This is a genomic window from Endozoicomonas sp. 8E (assembly GCF_032883915.1).
Classification (GTDB): Bacteria; Pseudomonadota; Gammaproteobacteria; order Pseudomonadales; family Endozoicomonadaceae; genus Endozoicomonas_A.
In genome coordinates this window covers 6,033,070-6,057,763 of the sequence record NZ_CP120717.1, presented here as the reverse complement: position 1 = coordinate 6,057,763, position 24,694 = coordinate 6,033,070, and the positions used below count along the sequence as shown (strand labels likewise).

Annotated in this window: 11 protein-coding genes; all 11 read right to left on the bottom strand. The window is 48.1% G+C overall.

Annotation, left to right across the window (positions count from 1 at the left end; genetic code table 11):
• Window positions 1-78: 78 nt before the first annotated feature.
• The 11 genes from P6910_RS21075 to P6910_RS21025 all read right to left on the bottom strand — a co-directional run bounded on the left by P6910_RS21075 (window position 79) and on the right by P6910_RS21025 (window position 24,589).
• Window positions 79-1,887 carry a hypothetical protein gene (locus tag P6910_RS21075; protein ID WP_317143224.1) on the bottom strand — a complete coding sequence of 603 codons (1,809 nt, stop codon included), beginning with the start codon at window positions 1,885-1,887 and terminating at the stop codon, window positions 79-81.
• A 390-nt stretch (window positions 1,888-2,277) separates the two neighbouring features.
• Window positions 2,278-4,341, bottom strand: a complete 2,064-nt coding sequence (locus P6910_RS21070; protein ID WP_317143223.1) for a hypothetical protein — start codon at window positions 4,339-4,341, stop codon at window positions 2,278-2,280.
• Between the two features lie 75 nt (window positions 4,342-4,416).
• A complete protein-coding gene (locus P6910_RS21065; RefSeq protein ID WP_317143222.1) occupies window positions 4,417-6,969 on the bottom strand; it encodes a hypothetical protein in 2,553 nt (850 codons plus the stop codon).
• Window positions 6,970-7,102: 133 nt separating this feature from the next.
• Window positions 7,103-9,040, bottom strand: coding sequence for a hypothetical protein (locus tag P6910_RS21060; protein WP_317143221.1), 1,938 nt, complete (start codon window positions 9,038-9,040; stop codon window positions 7,103-7,105).
• A 467-nt stretch (window positions 9,041-9,507) separates the two neighbouring features.
• Window positions 9,508-11,034, bottom strand: a complete 1,527-nt coding sequence (locus tag P6910_RS21055; protein ID WP_317143220.1) for a hypothetical protein — start codon at window positions 11,032-11,034, stop codon at window positions 9,508-9,510.
• 128 nt (window positions 11,035-11,162) lie between these two features.
• The gene (locus tag P6910_RS21050; RefSeq protein WP_317143219.1) at window positions 11,163-13,130 is read right to left on the bottom strand and encodes a hypothetical protein; all 1,968 of its coding nucleotides are present in this window, start codon (window positions 13,128-13,130) and stop codon (window positions 11,163-11,165) included.
• A gap of 127 nt (window positions 13,131-13,257) precedes the next feature.
• Window positions 13,258-15,351 carry a hypothetical protein gene (locus tag P6910_RS21045; RefSeq protein WP_317143218.1) on the bottom strand — a complete coding sequence of 698 codons (2,094 nt, stop codon included), beginning with the start codon at window positions 15,349-15,351 and terminating at the stop codon, window positions 13,258-13,260.
• Window positions 15,352-15,472: 121 nt separating this feature from the next.
• Window positions 15,473-17,575 (bottom strand): hypothetical protein, encoded by a 2,103-nt coding sequence (locus tag P6910_RS21040; protein ID WP_317143217.1) that lies wholly within the window; start codon window positions 17,573-17,575, stop codon window positions 15,473-15,475.
• 120 nt (window positions 17,576-17,695) lie between these two features.
• Window positions 17,696-19,522 (bottom strand): hypothetical protein, encoded by a 1,827-nt coding sequence (locus P6910_RS21035; protein WP_317143216.1) that lies wholly within the window; start codon window positions 19,520-19,522, stop codon window positions 17,696-17,698.
• 162 nt (window positions 19,523-19,684) lie between these two features.
• Window positions 19,685-21,718 (bottom strand): hypothetical protein, encoded by a 2,034-nt coding sequence (locus P6910_RS21030; RefSeq protein WP_317143215.1) that lies wholly within the window; start codon window positions 21,716-21,718, stop codon window positions 19,685-19,687.
• Between the two features lie 204 nt (window positions 21,719-21,922).
• Window positions 21,923-24,589, bottom strand: coding sequence for a hypothetical protein (locus P6910_RS21025; RefSeq protein WP_317143214.1), 2,667 nt, complete (start codon window positions 24,587-24,589; stop codon window positions 21,923-21,925).
• Window positions 24,590-24,694: the final 105 nt, after the last annotated feature.

The following is a 24,694-nucleotide window of genomic DNA, read 5'->3' as shown; positions in this document are numbered from 1 at the left end:
GCCTCCTGTTGAAAAGCCTCTGGTAAAAAAACAAAGGTTTACCTGGCAAAAACTTTTGACAGGACTGGAGTCAGATCGTTACTTGTTCACTTTGGTTTCTTGACGACTCAAGTCATCCTCCGGTTTAACATCAACAGTCTTGCGTTTTCTATGTGCTCTTTTGTGCTCAAACAGGGCAGCAGCATTCTTGCTGGCTTTTCCGCATGGTCGCAGCTGTCCATCCTCTGCGACTATTTTTACTTCACAGGTTTTTTTCCTGTTGTGGGTTCTGAATTTATGGATCGACAAGGCTTGAGCATTGTTACAGATCTTCCCGCATGGCCGCGGCTGACCATCCTCCCCGACCACGGGTACATCACAGGTTTTCTGCCCGCTGTGGGCGAATCTTTTGTGATCATAAAGGCTTTTGATGTTTTTGCAGATGACCCCGCAGGGCCGTGGCCAACCATCTTCACCGAACACTGTCATGACACAGGTTTTTTGCTCGCTGTGGTCTTTTATTTTGTGATCTGTGAGGCCTCGTGCGCTCATTAAGATCCTCCCGCATGGGCGCAACTGGCCATCCTCCCCGACGACTGTCACGTAACAGGTTTTTTGCCCGGAGTGGTCTCTGCTTTTGTGAGATGACAGGGCTTCAGTATTCTTGCTGACTTTCCCGCATGGCCTTGGCTGGCCGTCTTCCCCGATTACTGTCACAACACAGATTTGTTGTCCGCTGTGGTCTTTTCTTTTGTGTTTCGATAGGGTTCGAGTATCTTTGCAGACCTTCCCGCATGGCCTCTGTTGGCCATCCTCCCTGATCACTTTTACTTTGCAGGTTGATTGTCTGGTGTGGTTGTTGCCTTTGTGATCCGACAGGGTTGTTAATGTAGCTGTCTGGTAAAGATGAGGTGGGCCCTGGTCCAAGAGGGATGATTCAGTGATTGTTTGTTGTGTTTCTGAATGGGCAATTGTAAAGAAAATTTCGTGCTGTTCGAGAAGGCGCTGCGCAGAGAGTGACCGATTTATGACTAAAAAATCAGTATCCGTGGAAGGCAAATTCCCGGATATTTGCTCGTCATCATTGAGTGCCACACTGGTGTCAGTTGTATAGTTAACCCCGTCTGAGGTAACCCAATCCAAGAGACTGCAGCTATTGAATAGTTTGTCATCCATGCTATGAGTCTGTGGCTGAGATGGTTGGCCGTAGCCCAGGATTTCAGTGTCAAAGAGGTCATCCAATGTTTCAAAAATCGGCTCTACTTGAGAACCTGTAGCGCTGACAGAATTAAAATGACCTATGCAACTATGGCAGTGTCTATTCAGCAAATGAGGTAAAAAGCTTTGTTGGAGTGTATCTCCTGTGTGGCCTCTTGAAATCTCTGTAGAATTCAGCGGCGATTCAGCGAGCTCTGTGCTGCCGAATGAGGGTCGGAGCTGACAAACGCCATGACAGGAATTGAAGTAACAATTGAAATCTAAAGTATGTTGATGTTGTACGGGGTCTTCGTCACCGCCACAAGGACCAGAGTAAAGAGAACCACTGATAGAGCCTGTAGAGTGGGTGGATATCACTGGGATATGCTGGCCGTATGATTCTGATGACTGGTATTGTTGCTGGTGCTGCTGTTGATTATCCCCGGAGCCGAACGTAATCGTGATGGCAGCTGACGGGGGATTCCCCTGTGTCAATATAGATGTCGACTGCCGTGCAATCGATATAAAAAGCGATAAATCCAGGTTCCAATAGCTCTGTAAAAGCCAACCGACACTGACAACGGCTTCTACATGTAACCATGAGCAGGGGGTGGGGATTAGAGCGGCGTCTCTGCTGCCCTGGCTCAGTTCGTGAGCAACCAGCAGATTCGTGGCGTAAAACAACTGCCAGGAAATCGACACAAAGAGCATCGTATTTATCCTGTAAATGTCAGGTCTGTATCCTTTGTTATCAGGCGGTGAATCTGATCTGTCATAGTCGTGTGTTTGGTCACTGTCTGACGAGTTGCCCGATAATGTATGTCGATCAGGTTTCATGGAAAAGTTGCGGTTTGGAGAGCCTGAGCTTTGATGAAGCTCCACAACATAAGGTCGTGACAATGGTTCGTTCTGGCCAGTGTCAGGCAATGAAAGTGGCAGCAACAGAAGTACCGTAAAGAGTGAGTATTCAATAATTTTATCCTTGCTTTCTGGTTTACAGAGAGGAAGGATAGATCAAGAAAATAAGGGTGTTTTTCTATTAAAGACCTTTTGTTAAAAACCAAAGTTTGACCAGGTAAACGTCATGAAGAGGCTCTGTCGTTACTTATGTAACTGACTTTCTCGAAGTCTGAGGCCTTTGGCCTTGTCTGCATCAGCAGGCTTGCCCTTTCGATGTATTCTTTTGTGATTCGTCAGGGCTTCAGCATTCTTGCAGGTCTTTCCGCATGGTCGCTGCTGGCCATTCTCTTCGATTACTGTTTCGTTACAGATTTGCTGCCCGGTATGATTCCTTCTCTTGTGTTCTGACAGGGCTTGAGCACTCTTGCAGATCTTCCCGCACAGGTGCAGCTGGCCATTCTCCCTGATCACGGTTACCTGACAGATTTTCTGCCCGGTGTGGTCTCTTCTTTTGTGATCCGTCAGGCTTCTTTGACTCTTGCAGACTCTTCCGCATGGCTGCCGCTGGCCATCCTTCCCGAATGTGGTCGCGTCACAGGTTTTTTGTCCGGTGTGATCTCGTCTTTTGTGATCCAAAAGGACTTTAATACTCTTGTAAGCTTTCCCGCATGGCTGCTGCTGATCTTCCTTTCCGACCACTGTGACATCACAAATTTGTTGCCCTAAGTGCTCTCTGCTTTTGTGATTCCTCAGGATTCTGGCATTCTTGCAGGCGTTCCTGCATAGATGCGGCTGGCCATTCTCCCTGACCATGATCATTTTGCAGCTTTTTTGCCTTCCATGGATTTTGTATTTGTGAGTCGCCAGAAGTGAAGCATTCTTGCAGATTTTTCCGCATGGCCTCGGTTGGCCATTCTCACCGACCACGGTCGCATCACAGGTTTTTTGTCCGCTGTGGATCCTGCTTTTGTGAGCCGAGAGAGATGAAGCATTCTTACAGATTATCCCGCATGGCCGTGACTGGCCATCCTTCCCGACGACGTTCACGTCACAGGTTTTTTTCGCGGTGTGGGCTTTTCTTTTGTGATACGTCAGGGATGCAACTTTATTGTAAACTCTTCCACATGGTCGCAGCTGGCCATCCACCCCAACCACTGTCAGGTTGCAGGTTGGTCGCCCGGCAGGATCATTTGCACAGGCTGCCTCAGTACTTATTGAGTCTATGGCCAATCCTTCCAGAGGGCTGCCATCGATATCATATGGCTGAAATAGTTGACTAGAATCGCACAGGAGCTGAATATCATCAGGGAAATTATTCAATATTTTTGTAAGCTGGTTTTGTTCGCAAAGTAAAGCTTCTGAAGAATCAGACTCAATCATGCAATTAAAACAGTATCCTTGAGCCAAATGCGGGCATAAGCCTTGTTCGGGTGATGCTTCTGTTTGAGAGATTTGTATTCCTGTTATTGTCTCTGGAATCTGTATTGGCATGAAGGGCCGCTCACAGTGTAACTCAGCGGTCCCGGTATTATTGAATGACAGTCGGAATTGACAAATTCCTTTACAGGGATAGACAAAACAATTTAAACCTAAAGAGTGAAAATATTGTTGAGGGCCTTCGTCACCGCCGCCGGAGCCAGGTTGCAGAGGGCTAATGACAGTGCCTTTAGGGTGCCTGGTGGCTTCCGGGGTGTGCTGCTCGGATGATTTTGATGACTGGTAGGGTTGTTGGTGATGCTCAGTGCCAAACATCATGTTCATGGTCGCAAACGGTTGACTCCCCTGTGCCAACATAGATGTCGCTTGTTGTTCAATCGGATTAAACAGCGGTGAATCGGGGCTCCAACAGCTTTTCAAAAGCCAATTGACAGCCACAATGGCGTCCAGAGATAGCCACAAATGAGGCATGGTGCATGCGGGAGAGTACTTGGTGGTCAGGATCAGTTCGTATGCAATCAGCAGATTCGTGGCATAGCGAAATTGCCACGAAATCGACTCAATAATGGTTTTTTTCACTTCGTAATCACACGCTCTCTGTCTTTTTTTATCAGGTGGCGGACCGGATCCTGCGTTGCCCTTTATACGGATATTGTCTGACGGGTTGCCCGACGATGTATTCAGGTCTCGCCTCATAGAAAAGTTCTGGTTTGGATAACCTGTGCTTTGTTGAAGCTCAACTATAAAACGTCTTGTCAACGGTTTGCCCTGACAGACGACAGACAACGAAAGCAACAGCAGTGCCAGATAGAGAGAGTGTTTAATCATTCTATCCTTACTTTCTCGTATACAGATAGGAAAGTAGGTCAAAAGAATGATGGTGTTGGGATCAGGTGGAGATATTTACTTGTTCCCATCATCAGGCTTGCGTTTTCGATGTACTTTTTTGTGATAAGACAGGGCCATAGCATTCTTACAGACCTTCCCGCATGGCCTCGGCTGACCATCCTCCCCGTGTACTGTTATTCCACAGGTTTGTTCTCCGGAATGTTCTTTCATTCTGTGATTCGACAGGTCTTTAGAATTTTTTAATGTCTTTTCGCATGGTCGCGGCAGGCCATCCTCTCCGACCACTGTCGAGTAACAGATTTTTTGCGTGCCGTGGTATCTGCTTTTGTGCACTGAAAGGTTTTGAATATTCTTGTAGGTCTTTCCGCATGGCCGCTGCTGGCCATCCTTGCCAACTAAATTTACGTCACAGGTCATTTGCAGGCTGTGGGCTACTCTTTTGTGATTTACAAGGTCTATAGCACTCTTGCAGACTATCCCGCAAGATCGACGCTGACCTTCCTCGCCAACGACTTCATAGACACAGACTTTAGGTTTGGTGTGGGCGCTTCTATTGTGATTCCGCAGGGCTTGAGCGTTCTTGCAGACCTTTCCACATGGCCGTTTCTGACCATCTTCTGCGAACACTATTGCATCGCAGGTTTGTTGCCCTGTGTGGTCTCTGTGTTTGTGATATTGAAGGGCTTGAGTATTCTTACAGACTAATCCACATGGCCGCTGCTGGCCATCCTCTGTGACCAGGGTGACGTCACAAATTTGTTGCCCGCTGTGGTCTCTTTTTTTGTGGTATTTCAGGCCAAGAATATTCCTGCAGAGCATTCCGCACGGCCGCGGCTGGCCATCCTCCCCGATCACGTTCTCGTTACAGGTTTGTTGATTGCTGTGAACGTTTCTCTTGTGACCCTTCAGAGCTTTATTATTGTTGAAGAACTTTCCGCATGGTCGCTGCTGGCCGTCTTTGTCGGCCACTGTAAAGTCACAGTTGTGCTGAGTGCTATGGAATCTGGTTTTGTGATCCGATAAGGCTTTGGCATTCTTGCAGTGGGTCGCGCATGGCCGCGGTTGGCCATCCTCACTGATCAGAGTCAGATCACAGATTTTTTCACCGCTGTGCTCTTTTCTTTTGTGATCTGACAGGGCGCTCAAACATTTGAAGACCAGCCCGCATGGCCGCTGCTGGCTGTCGTCCCCGAACACTATCACCTCACAGGCTTTTTGCCCTGAATGGTTTTTGCTTTTGTGATCTGACATAGACTTGGCATTCTTGCAAATGGCACCGCATGTCCGCGGCAGACCATCCACACCGATCACGGTCACATAACAGGTTTGTTGCAAGGTGTGCTCTCTTCTTTTGTGATCCGAGAGGTCTTCGGCATGCTTGCAGAGCCTCCCGCATGGCCGCCGACGGCCATCCTCCCCAACCACGGTCTCGTCACAGGTTTTTTGCCCGGAGTGGTATTTGCTTTTGTGAACTGACATTGCCTTATTATTCTTGAAGGTGACTCCACATGCCACCGGCTGGCCATCCTTCCCAATTATGGTTACGTCACAGATTAGTTGCCTGTCAGGGGTTGTTATATTGGTTCTCACAATACCTACTGAGTCTGAGGTAACCCAGTCTATAAAGTTGTAGCCATTGGCATGGGGGCTATCAACGCCATGCACCTGTGACTGATTTGTATGTGGCTTAACCAGTTGACCATAGTCGTATTGAGGTTCAATAGCAGGGGAATCATTCAATGTTATGAATAGCGAACTTTGTAGTGGATTTGTAGTATCTAAAGGAGCCAATTGACTTCTGCAAATAAAGCAGTATCCATCAACCAGATGGGAGCATGCGCTTTGTCCGGGTGTTGCTCTTTCGTATCTTGTCAGACTTTCTTCGGAGTTGAGCCACCATTCAGCTGGCCTCAGGTTATCTGATGATGGTCGAAATTCACAAACACCATGACAGGGATAGACAAAACAATTCAAACTCAGAGTATGATGGTATTGATGAGGGCCTCCGTTACCTTCAAAAGAACCAGAATGCAGGGGTTCAGCTAAATTGCCTGTGGGTTGGGTGGAGGTTTGTGGAGTTCGCTGACCAGATGGTTCTGACGGCTGGTATTGTGGCGGGTTATGTCCAGAGCCAAACATAATAGTGATATTCGCAAACGGGTAGTCGCCCTGTGTCAAGATAACTGCCGCTTGTTGTTCAAACGGGTTAAACAGCTGTGGATGGGGGCTCCAATAGTTTTTTAAAAGCCAGCTGACAGCGACAGCTACTCCTATAGGTAGCCATGAATACAGGTTGGAGCTTAAAGGGGTGGTGGTCAGGATCAGTACGTAAGCAACCATTAGATGAGAAGCGTAAAGATACTGCCACGAAATTGACTCAATGATGGTCGTTTTTACCTCGTAACTGCCTGATACTTGTCGTCTGTCATCAGGCGGCGAATCGGGTCCTGTATGGCCGTTTGTATCAGAAATATATGACGGGTTGTCCGGCAATGTTAGCAGTTCACTTTTTATAGAAAAGCTCCAGTTTGGGGAAATTGCATCCTGCTCAAACTCGACAATATAACTTCCTGCCCATGGTTCGGCCTGACAGGCGAAAGAAGACAAGATTAGCGGTATTACCAGTGCCGCAAAGAGTGAGAGTTTAATAATTATGTCCTTGCATTCTGATATACAGAGGGGAATGATAGATCGTGAAAATAAGGGTGCTTTTCTGTCAAAAACATTCTGTTAAGGATCATTACTTATTCGTTTTACCCTTAAGAAAACAGAGGTCATCGTCTTGGTTCTTATCATCAGACTTGCGTTTTAGATGTTTTCTTTTGTGATTCAGCAAGGTTTGAATATTCTTTAAGACCTTCCCGCATGGCCATTGCTGGCCATCCTTCCCGACCACGATCACGTCACAGGTTTTTCGACCACTGTGGACTCTTCTTTTGTGATTCGACAGGCTCTGAGCATTATTGCAGATCTTCCCGCATGGGCGCGGCTGGCCATCATCCCCGGGCACTGTCAGGACGCAGGTTTGTTGCCCACTGTGCACTCTGCATTTGTGAGCTGACAGGGCCCGAATATTTTGACAGACCTTCCCGCATAAATGCAGCTTGCCATCTTCCCTGACCATGGTCACGACACAGGTTTGTTGTCCGGTGTGGTTTTTTCTTTTGTGATCCGACAGGGCTTGAGCATTGTCTTGGACCATTCCGCATAGCCGCAGCTGGCCATCCTCCTCGACCATAGTCTCGTCACAGGTTTGTTGTCCGGTGTGGTCTCTTTTTTTGTGACTCATCAGGCTTCGAGCATGCATGCAGATCTTTCCGCATGGACGCAACTGGCCATCCTCCCTGATCACGGGTTCAAAGCAGGTTTTTTTCCCACTGTGATATCTGCTTTTGTGAGATTTCAGAGCCTGAGCATTCTTGCAGATCGCCCCGCACGGGCGCCGTTGCCCATCCTCCCTGACTGTCGTCTCAACACAGCTTTGTTGCCCGGTGTGTGCTCTTTGTTTGTGCTCAAACATGGCCTGGGGATTGTTGCAGACTTTTCCGCATAGACGCTGCTGACCATCGTCACCGAGCTCTGTCGCGGCACAGATTCGTTGCCTGCTGTAATTTCTCCTTTTTTGATTGGGCGGGGCTTTAGTATTTTTGCAGATTTTTCTGTACGGTCGCTGCCGGGCATCCTTCACGTTCATTGTATCGTCACAGGTTCGTTGTCTGGTGTGATCTGTGGCTTTTTCTGTGCCTGTATGGGAAAGACGAGGTGGGTCTTGAGCCGGTTGTGATTCTGTTGTTGTTTGTAGCGTTTCCGGAGTCTCTATTGGGGGTGTGAAATGGGTGGGCGTAGAGGAAATTCCGTTTTTTTTGATAAGTGTGTGACTTTTTAAACTCAGTAACCCTCTGACTATGGCCCAATCGTTAGCGTTGAAAGGCAGATTTCCGAACATTTGCTGATCAACATTGAGTGGACGGACAGGGGCTGTAGTTGCTGTATCTGCACTCATTGAGTGCGTATTATCAGATGATATTCGGAACCTGCAAACGCCATGGCAGGGGTGTACGAAACAATTTAAAGCCATAGTATGTGAATGTTGTTGAGGGTCTCCGTTACCGTCGTCAGAGCGAAAATACGGTGGATTTTTGAAAGGGCTTTCAGGTTGGCTGTTGGCTGGTGGGGCTTGCTGACTGCTTGATGCAGATGGTTGGGATTGTGGTGGGTTTTGTCCAGAGCCAAACATTGTAGTGATGGTTGCATACAGGTGATCCCTGCGTGTCAATATAGATTTCAACTGTAGTTCAATTGGCTTAAACAGCGGCGAATTGGGGTTCCATTGGCTTTTTAAAAACCAGGCGACAGCGACAATCGTTTCTATCGGTAGCGATGAATAAGGGGGGCTCAGAGGGGTGTCTCTGGCGCTCAGGATCAGCTCAAAGGCAACCAGCAGATTGGTGGCATAAAACAACTGCCAGGAAACAGAATAAATGATGGTTGTTTTTACCTTGTAACTGTGAGGTCTTTGCCGTTTGTAGTTAACAGGTAAATCTGATTCTGCATAGTTTTTTGTTTCGGCAATACCAGACGGGCCAAACGATAATGTACGCCGGTCTGGCTTTATACAAAAGATCCGGTTTGGAAAACCTGTATCCTGTTGAAGCTCGACAATAAAATGTCTTGTCAACGATTCGACCTGACAGAAAACAGGCAATGACATCAGCAGCAACAGCGGTGCTGCAAGGAGTGAGTGTTTAACAATTCTATCCCTGCGTTCTGGTTTATAGAGAGGAAGGATAGATCAAGAAAAAATTAGCGTGTTTTCTGTCAAAAACCTTCCCTTAAAGATCGTTGTGTACTCAGCCGTACGGAATCGAATATTTCTGGCTTATTGGTCAGGTGTTCTGCAAAGCGCAACGGTGGGAGCATAGCTAACTATGTGACCAGAGTTGCAACGCAGTACGACTGCATGGATGCAGGAGCTAGAGCAACGCAGGAGCAGTTGCCGCACGACTGCATGGATGCAGGAGCTAGAGCAACGCAGGAGCAGTTGCCGCACGACTGCATGGATGCAGGAGCTAGAGCAACGCAGGAGCAGTTGCCGCGAGTGACTGAACAATGAGTCAGAAAATATGATTTCGTATGGTTGAGTACTTACTTATTGGCTTTAACTTTTCGAGGACTGGGGTCATCGTGCGGGTTCGCATCAGCGGGCTTGCGTTTTCGATGTGCTCTTTGATGATTCAACAGGGCCAGAGTATTATTGCAGACCTTCCCACATGGTCGCTGCTGGCCATCCTCCCTGACCACGATCGTATAGCAGGTTTGTTGCCCGGTGTGGGTACTTCTTTTGTGATCCAGCAGGACTTTACTATTCTTGCAGACCTTCCCGCAAGGCCTTTGCAGGCCATCCTTTGTGATCATGGTTAGGTCACAGGTTTTTTGCTTGCCGTGGTGTCTTGCTCTGTGACTCGACAGGGCTTTGGCATTGTTGCAAATCTTTCTGCATTGCCGCTGTTTACCATCCTCTCCAACTACTGGTGAGTAACAGATTTGTTGATCGGTGTGGAATCTTCTTTTGTGTTCCCAAATGGCTTTGGCATTCATGCAGACTTTTGGGCATGATCGCGTCTGGCCACCCTTCCCGATAAGGGTCTTGTCACAGTTCTTTTGTCCGGCAGTTGTAGAGTTTGCCGCTGCGGTCATTGAGTCTACATCAATGCCATGGGCCTGTCGCCAGTGTGCTGGTGGCTGACAGAGTTGGGCAGGATTGAATTCGAGTTCAATGTCAAAGATCTCATCCAGTGTTCTGATGCTTGAATTTTGTTGGGGATGTAGAGCACCTACAGGACTGATCTGGATTATGCAACAAAGACAGTGTTTATTGGCCTGAAGGTGTGAGTTTTGTTCGGATGTCGCGGCTGTGAGGCCTGTGGAGCCTTTTACCGAATTCAGTGGCCATTCACCTTGCCCTGTACTGACGGATGCTGATCGGAATTTACAAACGCCATGGCAGGGGGAGACAAAACAATTTAATCCCAAAGTATGTTGCTGTTGTTGACGGCCTTCGTTACCGTCGCCCGAGCGAGAATACAGAACGCTAATGAAATAGCGTGTGGCCGGAGAGGTATGCTGGCCGGATAATTCTGATGTCTGGTCTTGTTGCTGACAGGTTTGTTGGTTATTTCCAGAGCTAAACATCTTAGTGATAGTGGCCAATGGATGATTCCCCAGTGTCAACATAGCTGTCGCCTCGTGTCGCTCAATCGGGTTAAGCAGCGATGAATCGGGGTTCCAATAGTTTTTTAAAAACCAACCGACGGCTATCGCCTCTCCTACCGGTAGCCATGAATAAGGGTTTGAGCTCAGTGGCAGGTCTCTGGTGGTCAGGGTCAGTTTGAAAGCAACCAGGCAATTTGTGGTGTAAAGCAACTGCCAGGAAATTGACTCAAAGAGAGTTCTGATTGCACTGTAACAGATAAATATTTGTTGCTTATAATGCAGCGCTAAATCTGGTCCTGCAAAGCAGTTTATGCCGACATTGTCTGACGAGTTGGCCGTCAGTGCAGGCCGGTCTGGCTCTGTGGAAAAACTCTGGTTCGAAATAACTGCATTCTGTTCAAGCTCGACAATAAATTGTGTTGCCAACGTTTTGGCCCAACAGACAACAAACAACGTCATTAGCAACAATAGCGGTATCTTAAAGAGTGATCGTTTAATAATTCTATCCCTGTGCTCTTGTGTACAGAGAGGAAAGTTAGGTCAAGAAAATAAGCGTTTTTTTGTCAAAAACCTTCTGCTACTGATCATTAATTATTCGCTTTACCTTTCTTTGGAAGGTAGAGGTTATCAGCCTGCTCCACATCAGCAGGCTTGCGTTTTCGGTGTACTCTCTTGTGGCCAGACAGGGCTTGAGTAGTCTTAAAGACCTTTCCACATGGGTGCGGCTGACCATCCTCTTTGACAAAGCTTACGTCACAGATTTGCTGCCCATTGTGATATTTTCTTTTGTGATCCAGGAGGCCTTGTTTATTTTCAAAGGTGGCCTTGCATGGTTGCAGTTGGCCGTTTTCACCAACCGTGATCACCACGCAGGTTGATTGCCCCGTGTGTTCCATTCTTTTGTGATGTGACAGGACTTGAGCATTCTTGCATACCGTCCCACACGGCCGTTGCCGACCCCGCTCCCTGACTATGGCCACATCACAGGTTTTTTGCCCGTGGTACTTGGTTTTGTGATCCGACAGGGCTTTAGAGCTCTTGCAGACCTTACCGCATGACCACTGCTGGCCATCCTCTCCGACCACAGTCACTTTACAGATTTGTTGCCCGGTGTGAGCGCTGTTTTTGTGACTCCACATGGCTTTTATATTCTTGCAGGCTTTTCCGCATTGTCGCAGCTGGCCATTTTCCCCAACCACTGTCGTGTCACAGATTTGTTGGCCGGTGTGGTCTCTTTTTTTGTGATCCGACAAGACTTGAGCGTTGTAGCAGACCTTTCCGCATTGTCCCTCCTCAGCATCCTCCCGGACCACTATTGCATCACAGATTCTTTGCCCGGAGTGGTATCTGCTTTTATGAACCGACAGAGCAAGAGTATTCCTGCAGGTCCTCCCGCATGTTCGCTGCAGACCATTCTCCTCGACCAGGATCACGTCACAGATTCTTTGCCCGGAGTGGTATCTGCTTTTGTGAACCGACAGGGCAGGAGCATTCTGGCAGACCATCCCGCATGGTTGCTGCTGGCCATTCCCCCCGCTCAGGGGCACCTCACAGATTCGTTTCTCAATATGGCCTGTGGTTTGCCTGATGTCTGTCCTGTAAAGATGAGGTGACCTTTGAGTCCATTGGAATGATCCTGTTGCCTGTTGTGTTTCTGAAGACCCCATTGGGGATGTGGAATGAGCAGACATAGAGGAAACTTGGGTTTCTTCATGAGATTTATCCTTTTGTAAACTTAGTAACCCCTGGATTATAACCAAATCATTAGAGCTGGCTGGCAAATTCCCGGTCATTGGTGCTTCATCATTGAGTGGCTCGATAGGGCAAGCATATGCAGTCCCTGCAATCAATGAATGTGTATTATCGGATGATCTGCTGAACCTGCAAACACCACGACAGGGGTAGAAAAAACAATTTAAACCCAAAGTATGTGAGTATTGTTGAGAATCTCCGTTACCTTCACCGGAACCAGAATACGGGGGGGTGGTGAAGGCGCTTGTAGTTTGGCTGGCGACTTTTGGGACTTGGCCAGATGATTCTGATGCCTGGCCTTGTTTTCGCTCTTTTTCGGAGCCAGACATAATAGTGGTAATCGCAAACGTGTAACCCTCTTGTGTCAACATAGACGTCGACTGATTTTTAATTGGTTTAAACAGCGGTGAATCCGGGTTCCAATAACTCTTTAAAAGCCAGCCGACAGCGATAAACGTCTCTAACGGTAGCCATGAATAGCGGTTGGGGCTAAGAGGGGTGTCTTTGGTGGTCAGGGTCAGCTCGTAAGCAACCAGCAGGTTTGTGGCGAAGAGCCATTGCCAGGAAATCGACCCAATGAGGGTTGTTTTTATCCCGTAAATGCCAGATCTTTGTCTTTTGTCATAAGTTGGCAAATCTGATCCTGAATAGCCTTCAGTGCTGAAAATGACTGGCGGACTACACGACAGTATACATAAATCTGGTTTTATAGGAAAAAACCGGCTTAAAGAACCGGAATCCTGTTGAAGCTCGACAACAAAACGCTCTGTCAACGGTTCGGCCTGACCGTTGACAGACAACAAGGATAGCAGCAGTGCCGCAAGGAGTGAGTGTTTAATAATTCTATCCTTGTGTTCTGTTTTACAGAAAGGAAGAATAGATCAAGAAAATAAAGATGTTTCTCTGTAAAAAAAATTCTGTTGGTGATCATTACCTGTTGGTTTTATCTCTTGGAGCACTGAGTTCATCATCCTGGTTCACATCATCAGGCTTGCGTTTTCGATGTATTCTTTTGTGACTCGAGAGATCATGAGCGTTTTTGCAGACCATCCCGCATAGCTTTGGCGGGCCATCCTCTGCGACCAGGTTCACGTTGCAGGTTTGTTGCCCGGTGTGGTCTCTTCTTTTGTGATTTGACAGGGCCAGGGCATTTTTACAGGTCGTCCCGCATGGCCGTGGCAGACCATCCTCCGTGACCAGGATTACGTTGCAGGTTTGTTGCCAGGTGTGGTCTTTTCTTTTGTGAGAATACACGGCTAGGGCATTTTTACAGGTCGTCCCGCATGGCCGTTGCTGGCCATCCTCTCCGACAACGGTCAGTTCACAGGTTCGTTGCCCGGTGTGGTCTTTTCTTTTGTGATACGACAGTGTTTGTGCATTTTTACAGATTTTCCCGCATTGCCTTTGCTTGCCATCTTCTCCGAGCTTTGTCAGGACACAGATTTTTTCTCCGCTGTGTATTGAGCTTTTGTGAACCGACAGGGATTGATGATTCGAACAGACCTTGCCGCATAACCGTTGCTGGCCATCCACCCCGATTACGGTTACGTCACAGGTTTGTTGACCGTGGTGGTCTCTGACTTTGTGATAATACAAGGCTTGAGTATTGTTGCAGACCAATCCGCATAGCTGCAGCTGGCTATCTTCACCGGCTACTGTCAGGTCACAGATTTTTTGCCCGCTGTGGATGTTTCTTTTGTGTTCCGACAGAGCTACGACGTTCTTGCAAGCCTTCCCGCAAGGTCGCTGCCGACCATCCTTCCTGACCACTGTTGTGTCACAGATTTGTTGCCCGGTGTGCTCTTTTCGTTTGTGCTTCGTCAGGGCATCAGCATTGTTGCAGACCTTTCCGCATGACCGCTCCTTACCATCCTCCCCGACCACAGTCACGCCACAGGTTCTATGCCCGCTGTGGTATCTGTTTTTGTGACTTGACAGGTCATGAGCATTGTTGCAGACCTTTCCGCATGGTCGCTGCTGAGTATTCTTACCGAACAGGGGCATGTCACAGATTTGTTTCCCGCTGTGTTCAGTGGCCTGCCCGGTGACTGATCGGTAAAGACGAGGTGAACTTTGACCCCATTGGGTTGATTCTACGGTGGTTTGTTGTGTTTCTGAAGTCAACATTAAGGGGATAAAATGAGCAGGCGTATAGGAAATTTCGGTTTCATTGTCAGTTCCATACTTACCCATAATGAGAAGCCCCTGGATTATAATCCTGTCATTAGCGCTGGCAGGCAAATTCCCGGGTATTGTTGCTTTATCACCGGGTGGCCTGATAGGGTCAGCATGAGCAGTCCATGCACTCATTGAATAGGTATGGTCGGATAATGATCGGAACTTGCAAACGCCATGACAAGGATGGACGAAACAATTTAAACCCAAGGTATGTGACTTTTGTTGAGAGTCTCCGTTCCCGTCGGCAGAGCCAGAATACAGGGGGCTGGTGAAAGTGCTTGCAGGTTGGCTACTGGCTTGCGGGGCCTGTTTGCCAGATGATTCTGATAGCTGGCCTTGCTGTTGTTCAGAGCCGGGCACCATAGTGGTGATCACAAGCCTGTGATCTTCCAGTGCTAATATAAACGACATATATATACCAATTGGTTTAAATAGCAATGAATCGGGGTTCCAATAACTTTGTAAAAGCCTGCCGAAAGCGACGGCCGTTTCTATCAGTAGCCATGAATAAGGAGTTGGTCTCAGTTCTGTACCTCTGGTGGTCAAAGACAGTTCGTAAGTAACCAGCAGGCTAGTGGCGTATAGCCATTGCCAGGAAATCGACTTGATGAAGGTTGTTTTTACTCTGTTATTGTCAGGTCTTTGTCGTTTGTCATAAAGTGGAAAATCTGATCCTGAATAGCTTTTGGTGTTGCTAATGACTGACGGTTTGCCCGACAATATAAGCGGGTCTGAGTTTATAAGAAAACTCTGGTTTGGAGAGCCAGGATCCTGTTGAAGCTCGACGATAAAACGCCCTGTTAACGGTTCGGCCTGAGTGATGACAGATAACAACAGTAGCGGCAACAGTGGTGCCGCAAAGAGTGAGTGTTTAATAATTCTATCCCTGCCTTCTGGTATAAAGAGAGGAAGGATAGATCAAGAAAATAAAGTTGTTTCTTTGTCAAAAACCTTCTGCTAAAGATCTTTACCTGTTGGCTCTTCCTTTTGGAGCACTGGGGTCAACATCCTGGTTTCCACCAACAGGCTTGCGTTTTCGATGTATTCTTTTGTGATTCGAGAGAGCTTTAGCACTTATGCAGACCTTCCCGCATTGCCGCGGCTGGCCATCCTCTGGAATCAGGACCACGTTGCAGGTTTGTTTCCCGGTGTGGTCTCTTCTTATGTGATCCAACAGTGCTTCTATACTCTTGCAGAGCTTCCCGCATGGCTGCGGCTGGCTATCCTCCCCGACTATTGTCACCTGACAGGTCCTTTGCCTTTTGTGGAATCTGCTTTTATGCATTAACAGGGCTTGAGCATTGTTGCAGACCTTTCCACATGGCTCCAGCTGATGGTGCTCGCCGACCACAGTCAGGTCACAGGTTTTTTGCCCGGTGTGGTGTCTTCTTTTGTGATACAAAAGCTCTTTATTACTTTTGCAGACCTTTCCGCATGGCCATTGCTGACCATCCTCCCCGATCAGGGTCAGGTCACAGGTTCGTTGCCCGGTGTGGAAGTTGGATTTGTGATCTGACAGGGCTTTAGCATTATTGCAGACTATTCCGCATGGTAGCTGCTGGCCATCCTTCCCGATCATTATTACGTCGCAGATTTGTTGCCCGGTGTGATCTCTGCTTTTGTGGTAGAAAAGGGCTTGAGTAGTGCCGAAGACGATTCCACATAGCCGCGGCTGGCCATCTTCACTGACCACTGTCGTCTTACAGGTCTTTTGTCCACTGTGGAAGTTTTTTTTGTGATTCGCCAAGGAGGCAGCATTGTTGCAGACCTTTTCGCATTGTCGCTGCTGGCCATGCTTTCCGACCACTATTGCTTTGCAGATTTGTTGCCCGGTGTGGTCTCTTTTTTTGTGATACGACAGTAATTGAGTATTCTTGCAGAGCTTTCCGCATGACTGCTCCTTACCATCCTCGCCGAGCACCGTCGCGTCACAGGTTCTTTGCCCGCTGTGGTAGTTGATTTTGTGAGCTGACAGGGCACGAGTATTCTTGCAGACCTTTCCACATGGTCGCTGCTGACTATTTTTCTCGAACAGCGTCACATCACAGATTAGTTTCCCGCTGTGTTCAGTGCCCTGCCCGGTGACTGACCGGGAAAGACGAGGTGAACTTTCACCCCATTGGGTTGGTTCTGTAGTGGTTTGTTGTGTTTCTGAAGTCACCATCAAGGGGGTAAAATGAGCAGGCGTACAGGAAATTTCGGTTTCATTGTCAGTTCCATACTTACCCAGAATGAGAAGCCCCTGGATTATAATCCAGTCATCAGCGCTGGCAGGCAAATTCACGGGTATTGTTGCTTTATCAACGGGTGGACAGATAGGTTCAGCGTAGGGAGTCCACGCACTCGTTGAATAGGTATGATCGGACAATGATCGGAACTTGCAAACGCCATGACAAGGATGGACGAAACAATTTAAACCCAAAGTATGTGACTGTTGTTGAGAGTCTCCGTTACCGTCGGTAGAGCTAGAATACCGTGGGCTGGTGAAAGCGCCTGCAGGGTGGCTGCTGGCTTGCGGGGCCTGTTTGCCAGATGATTCTGATAGCTGGCCTTGTTGTTGCTGTTGTTGTTCAGAGCCAGGCACCATGGTGGTGATCACAAACCTGTGATCTTCCAGTGCTAATGTAGACAACATATGTATACCAATTGGTTTAAACAGCAATGAGTCGGGGTTCCAATAACTTTGTAAAAGCCTGCCGACAGCGACAGCCGTTTCTATCAGTAGCCATGAATAAGGGGTTGGGCTCAGTGGTGTACCTCTGGTGGTCAAAGTCAGTTCGTAAGTAACCAGCAGGTTAGTGGCGTAAAGCCATTGCCAGGAAATCGATTCGATAAGGGTTCTTTTTACCCTGTTACTGTCAAGTCTTTGTCGTGTATCATAAAGTGGAAAATCTGATCCTGAATAGCTGTTGGTGTTAGTGATGACTGACGGTTTGCCCGACAGTATAAGCGGGTCTGAGTTTATAAAAAAACTCTGGTTTGGAGAATCAGGGTCCTGTTGAAGCTCGACGATAAAACGCCTTGTTAACGGTTCGGCCTGAGTGATGACAGATAACAACAGTAGCGGCAACAGTGGTGTCGCAAAGAGTGAGTGTTTAATAATTCTATCCTTGCCTTCTGCTATAAAGAGAGGAAGGATAGATCAAGAAAATAAAGTTGTTTTTTGTCAATAACCTTCTGCTAGAGATCTTTACCTGTTGGCTCTTCCTTTTGGTGCAATGAGGTCAACATCCTGGTTTCCACCAACAGTGTTGTGTTTTCGATGTGTTCTTTTGTGACACGAGAGATCATGAGCGTTTTTGCAGACCATCCCGCATAGCTTTGTCTGGCCATCCTCTGTGACCAGGGTCTCGTTGCAGGTTTGCTGCCCGGTGTGGTCTCTTCTTTTGTGATTTGACAGGGCTAGAGAACTCTTGCAGATTTTTCCGCATTGCCGCGGCGGGCCATCCTTTCCTAGCACTGTTAAGTCGCAGGTTTGTGGCCCGCTGTGGGTGTTTCTTTTGTGATCCAGAAGGGTGCGGGCACTCTGGCAGATCTTCCCACATGGTCGCTGCTGGCCATCCTTTTCGACCACTCTTGCGTCACAGATTTGTTGCCCGGTATGGTCTCTGTTTTTGTGATCCGACAGGGCTTGAAGATTTTTGCAGACCTTTGCGCATGACCGCTGCTGGCCATCCTCCATGACTATTGTCACCTGACAGGTTCTTTGTCCGGTATGGTATCTGCTTTTGTGCATCGACAAGGTAGGAGCATTCTTGTAAACCTTTCCGCATGGTCGCTGCTTGCCATCCTTTTTGACCACTGTCACGTCACAGATTTGTTGCCCGGTGTGGTCTCTTTTTTTATGCTCCGACAGGGCTTGAGCATTGTTGCAGACCCTTCCGCATGGCCGCTTCTCACCATTCTCTGGGACCACAGCCGTGTAACAGGTTCTTTGCCCGGTATGGTATCTGCTTTTGTGAACCTTCAGGGCCGAAGTATTTTTGCAGATTTTTCCGCATGGTCGCTGCTGACCATTCTTTCCGTACAGGATCTCGTAACAGGTTCGATTCCCGCTGTGATCAGTGGCTTGTCTGGTGCCTGTCCGGGAAAGACGAGCTGGGCTTTGGCCCCATTGGGGTGATCCTGTTGTTTGTCGTGTTGCTGAAGTCCCCATTGGGGATGTGAAATGGACGGGCGTACAGGAAATTTCGGTTTCTTCGTGAGGTTTATATTTAGTTAGACTGAGTAATCCCTGGACTATAATCAGGTCATCAGCGCTGGCAGGCAGATTCCCGGATATTGGTGTTTCATCACTGAGTGACCCGACAGGGTCAGGACATGCAATCCCTACAGTCATTGAATGTGTACGATCGGATGAAGTTCGGAACCTGCAAACGCCATGACAGGGATGGACGAAACAATCTAAACCCAGAGTATGTGAGTGTTTTTGAGAGTCTCCATTACCGTCGCCAGAGCAGGAATAAAGGGCGTGGGTGAAAGCGCTTGCAGTTTGGCGGGTTGGCTGTTTGTTCTGTTGGTCAGCTAATTGTGATAGCTGGACTTGTTGTTGCTCCTGTCCAGAGCCAGGCACCATCGTGTTGATCGCATATATGTCCCCCCCCTGTGTCAATATAGATGACGACTGTAGTTCAATTGCTTTAAACAGAGGTGAATGGGGGTTCCAATAACTTTTTAAAAGCCAGCCGACAGCAAGAACCGTTTCTATCAGTAGCCATGAATAAGGGATGGGGCCGGGCTGTGTGCCTCTGGTGGTCAGGGTCAGTTCGTAAGCAACCAGCAGGTCAGTGGCGTAAAGCCATTGCCAGGAAATCGACTCAATGGGTTTTGTTTTTAACCTGTAACCGTAAGGTCTTTGTCGTTTGTAATATGGTGGAAAATTTGATCCTGAATAGCCGTTGCTGTCGGAAATGGCTGATGTGTTAAAGGACGATGTAATCCCGTTTGGATTTATAGAAAAACTCTCATTTTGAGAACCGGAATCCTGTTGAAGCTCCAGGATAAAACGCCTTGTCAATAGTTCCGCCCGGCCGATGACAGACAGCAACATTAGCAGCAATAGTGGTGCCGCATAGAGTGGGTGTTTAATAATTCTATCCCTGCGTTCTGGTATACAGAGAGGAAGGATAGATCAAAAAAATAAAGGTGTTTCTTTGTCAAAAACTTCTGTTAAAGGTCGTTACCTGTTGGTTTTACCTCTTGGAGCACTGAGGTCATCATCCCGGTTCACATCAACAGGCTTGCGTTTTCGATGTGCTCTTTTGTGATTCGAGAGGTCTTGAGCACTTTTGCAGGCCCTTCCACATGGTTGCGGCTGCCCGTCCTCCCCATCCACGGTCGAGTTACAGGTTTTTTGTCCGCTGTGGAATCTGCTTTTGTGAGTTGACAGGGCTTGAGCATTCTTGCAGACTTTTCCGCATGGGCGCGCTTGGTCATCCTGACCAAACACAGTCATGTCACAGGTTTTTTGCCCGGTGTGGTATTTGCTTTTGTGCATGGAGAGGATACTGGCATTTTTGTAGATTTTCCCGCATGGCTGCTGCTGACCATCCTCCCCAACCACGGTCTCGTCACAGGCTTTTGGCCCGGCGTGGTATCTGTATCTGTGAGTTGACAGGGCTTGAGCACTCGTACAGACCTTTCCGCATCGCTGCAGTTGGTTATCCTCTCCGACCATGGTTAGCTCACAGGTCTGTTGCCCGGTGTGTAAGCTTCTTTTGTGATCCAACCGTGCTTTTAGACTTTTGCAGACCTTCCCGCATCGTTTCAGCTGGCCATCTTTCCCGACCATTATCACGTCACAGATTTGTTGTCCGGTGTGATATCTTTGTTTGTGATCCGACAGACTTTGAAGATTCTTGCAGAGCTTTCCACATGGTTGCTCCTGACCATTTTCCCCGACCATTGTCATTTCACAGGCTTTTTGCCCACTGTGGTATCTTTTTTTGTGAACCGAAAGAGCATGAGCATTCTTGCAGACCGACCTGCACGGTATCTGTTGGCCATTACTAACGGCCAAGGTCGTGTCACAATCTAGTTTCCCGCTGTGGTCAATGGCATGCCTGGAGCCTGTCAGGGAAAGATAAGGTGAGCTTTGACCCAATTGGGGTGATCTTCCTGTTTGTTGTGTTTGTGAAGTTCCGAATGGGTGGGTGAAATGAGTAAGCGTAAGGGAAATTTCGTTTTCTTTAAGAAGACCATGACCGCAAAGCTTGAGAAGCCCGTCGATTATTATCAAATCATCATAAGTGGCAGGTATATTTCCATGCATCCGCACATCATCAGATTGATGGGTCTGGGGATGACAGGGTTGGCTGGAAGCACGCTGGCTTTGAATGGCTGAGAGACCATTTAATGTTTCGAAAGACAATTTTTGTCGTAGATATGTAGTGGTTAAAGAATCAAAATCAGTTTTGCAACACAGGCCGTGTTCCTCAGTAAAGCGGGGGCGTGAGCTTTGCCCGGGTTTAACTCCTGAATGGCCTGTCGAACTTTTTTCGAAAGTCGACAGCCATTCAGTAGCTTCTATGTCATCGGATGATGGTCGGAATCGACAAACGCCATGACAGGGGTGGACAAAACAATCTAAACCCAAGGTATGTTGCTGTTGTTGAGGGCCTTCTTTACCTTCTCCAGAGAGTGAATACGGGACACCGGTGGAATGGCTTCTGTCTACAGGGTGGGGGCGGCCGGAAGATTCTGATGGCTGGTCCTTTTGTTGACAAGGTTGTTGGTTATTTCCAGAGCCAAACATTATAACGATGTTGGAAAATGGTCGATCCCCCTGTCTGAAGATGGATGTCGCCTCTCGTTTTTCCTCCTGATGTTCCATCGGGTTAAATAGCATTGAAGCAGGGCCCCAATAGCTTTTTAAAAGCCAGCCGAGAGTGACAACTGTCTCTGCCGGTAGCCATGAATAAGGGATGGGGCTTAGAGGATTGTCTTTGGTGGTCAGGATCAGTTGGCAAGCAACCAGCAGGTTAGTGACGTAATACCATCGCCTGGAAGTCGACTCAATGATGCTTGTTTTTATTCTGTAACTGAAGTGTTTGTGTCGTATATTATACGGCGGTGAATCTGGTCTTGCATAGCTGTTTGTGACGGCAAAGCCTGACGGGTTATCCGACCATGTACTTTGGTCTGGTTTTATAGAAAAGCTCTGGCCTGGAAGACTTTTACTCTGTTGAAGTTCGACAATAAAACATCTTTTCACCGATTCTGCCTGGCTGGTGACAGGCAGCAGCGATAACAGCAACAGCGGTGCCGCAAAAAGTGAGTGTCTAATAATACTATCCTTGCGATCTGGTTTACAGGAAAGAAGGATAGATCAAGAAAATAAGGGCGTACCCTGTCAAAGTCTCTCTGTTAAAAATCATTACTGATTCGTTTTAGCTTGTGGAGGAGTGAGGTCATCGTCCTACTCCTTATCAACAGACTTGCGTTTTCGATGTTTTCTTTTGTGATTTGAGAGATCGTGAGCACTTTTGCAGACCATCCCGCATAGCTTTGACCGGCCATCCTCTGTGATCAGGATTTCGTTGCAGGTTTGTTGTTCGGAGTGGTCTCTTTTTTTGTGATTCGACAGAGCTCCAGAGTTCCTGCAGACCATTCCGCATGGCCGCGGCTGTCCATCCTCCCCAACTACGGTCGAGTTACAGGTTCTTTGCCCGCTGTGGAGTTTGCTTTTGTGAGTTGACAGGGCTTGAGCATTCTTGCAGAGCTTAGCGCACAACCGTGGTTGGTGATCCTCGCCAACCACGGTCACGTCACAGGTTTTTTGCCTGCTGTGGTAGCATCTTTTGTGACCCGACAGTGCTTTAGAATTCTTGCAGACCTTCCCGCATGGTCGCGGCTGGCCGTCCTTCCCAACGACGGTTGAGTCACAGGTTTTTTGCTCGCTGTGCGATCTGCTTTTGTGACTTGACAGGGCTTGAGCACTCTCGCAGACTTTTCCACACGGCCGCGATTGGTGATCCTCATCAATCAGGGTAAAGTCACAGGTTCGTTGTCCGGTGTGGTATCTGCTTTTGTGAACGGAGAGGTCGAAGGCACTCTTAAGGACTTTACCGCATGGCTGCTGCCGACCATCCTTTTCGACCACGGTCACTTCACATGTCTTTTGCCCGGTGTGGAGTCTTCTTTTGTGATTCGAAAAAGCTTTAGCATTCTTGCAGACTGTCCTGCATGGCAGCAGCTGGCCATCCTCCCCAACCAGTGTGGCATCACAGGTTCTTTGGCCGCTGTGGAGTATGCTTTTGTGAGTTGACAGGGCTTGAGCATTCTTGCAGACCTTTCCGCACAGCCGCGGTTGTTGATCTTCACCTACCACGGTTACTTGACAGGCTTGTTGCTGGTTGTGGGAGCTTCTTTTGTGATCCGATAGAGTTTCATAACTCTTGCAGATCATCCCGCATGGCCGCGGCTGGGCGTCCTTCCCTACCACGGCCCAGTCACAGCTTTTTTTCTCGCTGTGCGATCTCCTTTTGTGAATTAACAGGGCTTGAGCACTCTTGCAGACCTTGCCGCATGGCCGCGGTCTGTGATCCTCGCCAATCAGGGTAAATTCACAGGTTTTTTGTCCAGTGTGGTATCCGCTTTTGTGAGAGGAGAGGGCACAGGCACTTTTGCAGACTTTCCCGCATGGCTGCTGCTGACCATCCTTCCCGACCAGGGTCACATCACAGGTTTGTTGCCCGCTATGCAAGCTTCTTTTGTGATCCGAAAAAGCTTTAGCATTTTTACAGACTGCCCTGCATGGCATCAGCTGGCCATTTTTCCCAATCACTGTAGCGTCACATATTTGTTGCTTGCCGTGGACTTTGTTTTTGTGAAGCGACACTGCATAAGCATTCTTGAAGACTCTCCCGCATGGCTGCGGCCTGCCATCTTCCCTGACAATTTTCTCTTTACAGGTTGTTTGCCCGTTGTGGAATTTGCTTTTGTGACTTGACAGGGCTTGAGCACTCTTGCAGATCTTTCCGCATGACAGCTGCTGGCCATTCTCGTTGATTACGGTAACATCACAGGTTTGTTGCCCGGTGTGGCAGGTTCTTTTGTGAGACGACAGAGAATGAGCATTTTGGCAAACCTTTCCACAAGCGCGCAGCTGGCCATCCTTCCTGAATACGGTCACTTCACAGATGTTTTGCCTGGTATGGACTCTTCTTTGGTGATTCGACAGGGCTTTGGCACTCTTTAAGACTCTCCTGCATTGCCGAAGCTGACCATCTTCTCCGACCAGTATCACGTTGCAGGTTGTCTGCCCGGCAGGGGCTGCTGTATCTGTTGCCCCTGCAGCGATTGAGTTCTTGGCGACCCCGTCTAAGGCGACCCCGTCTTCACAATTCAGAGACCGTTCAAATGGGTCCATGCTTTTGGAAGAGGGTCGCAATTTACAAACGCCACAACAGGTTTGGACAAAACAATTTAAACCCAAAGTATGCTGCTGTTGTTGAGGGTCTTCGTTACCGTCAACCGAGCGAAAATACAGGACGTTGGTGGAGTAGCCTTTGGCCAGCGTGGCGTGCTGGCCGGAAGATTCTGTTGTCGGGTCTTGTTGCTGAGAAGGTTGTTGGTTATTGTCAGAGCCAAACATTATAACGATGTTGGTAAATGGTTGATCCCCCTGTCTCGAGATGGATCTCGCCTCTTGATGTTCCATCAGATCAAACAGCAGTAAACCGGGGCTCCAATAGCCTTTTAACAGCCAACCGAAAGCTATAGCCGCTTCCACCGGTAGCCATGAACAAGGTGTTGAACTCGGAGCAGAGACTCTGGTGGTAAAGATGAGTTCGAAGGCAACCAGCAGATTCGTGGCGTAAAGCCATCGCCAGGAAATCGACTCAATACTGGTTGTTTTTACTTCGTAACTGTTGGTTGTTTGTCGTATATTCTCGGGTAGCAAACCTGGTCTTGCATAACCGTTTTTGTTGGCAAAGCCTGTAGGGTTGTCTGACCATTTACTCTGGTATGGCTTTATTGAAAAGCTCTGGTTTGGAAGACCTGCACTCTTTTGATGCTCGACAATAAAATGCCCTGTCAACAGTTCGGCCTGACCGAAGACAGATAACAACGGTAGTAGCAACAGTGCCGCAGAGAGTGAGAGTTTAATAATTCTATCCTTGCGATCTGGTTTACAGAAAGGAAGGATAGATCAAGAAAATAGGGGTGTTACTCCGTCAAGAACCTT

Bases quoted from the DNA above. Each gene is read 5' to 3' on its own strand.
- P6910_RS21070 (WP_317143223.1), bottom strand. From the start codon at position 4,341: ATGATTAAACACTCTCTCTATCTGGCACTGCTGTTGCTTTCGTTGTCT.
- P6910_RS21075 (WP_317143224.1), bottom strand. From the start codon at position 1,887: ATGCTCTTTGTGTCGATTTCCTGGCAGTTGTTTTACGCCACGAATCTG.
- P6910_RS21055 (WP_317143220.1), bottom strand. From the start codon at position 11,034: ATGACGTTGTTTGTTGTCTGTTGGGCCAAAACGTTGGCAACACAATTT.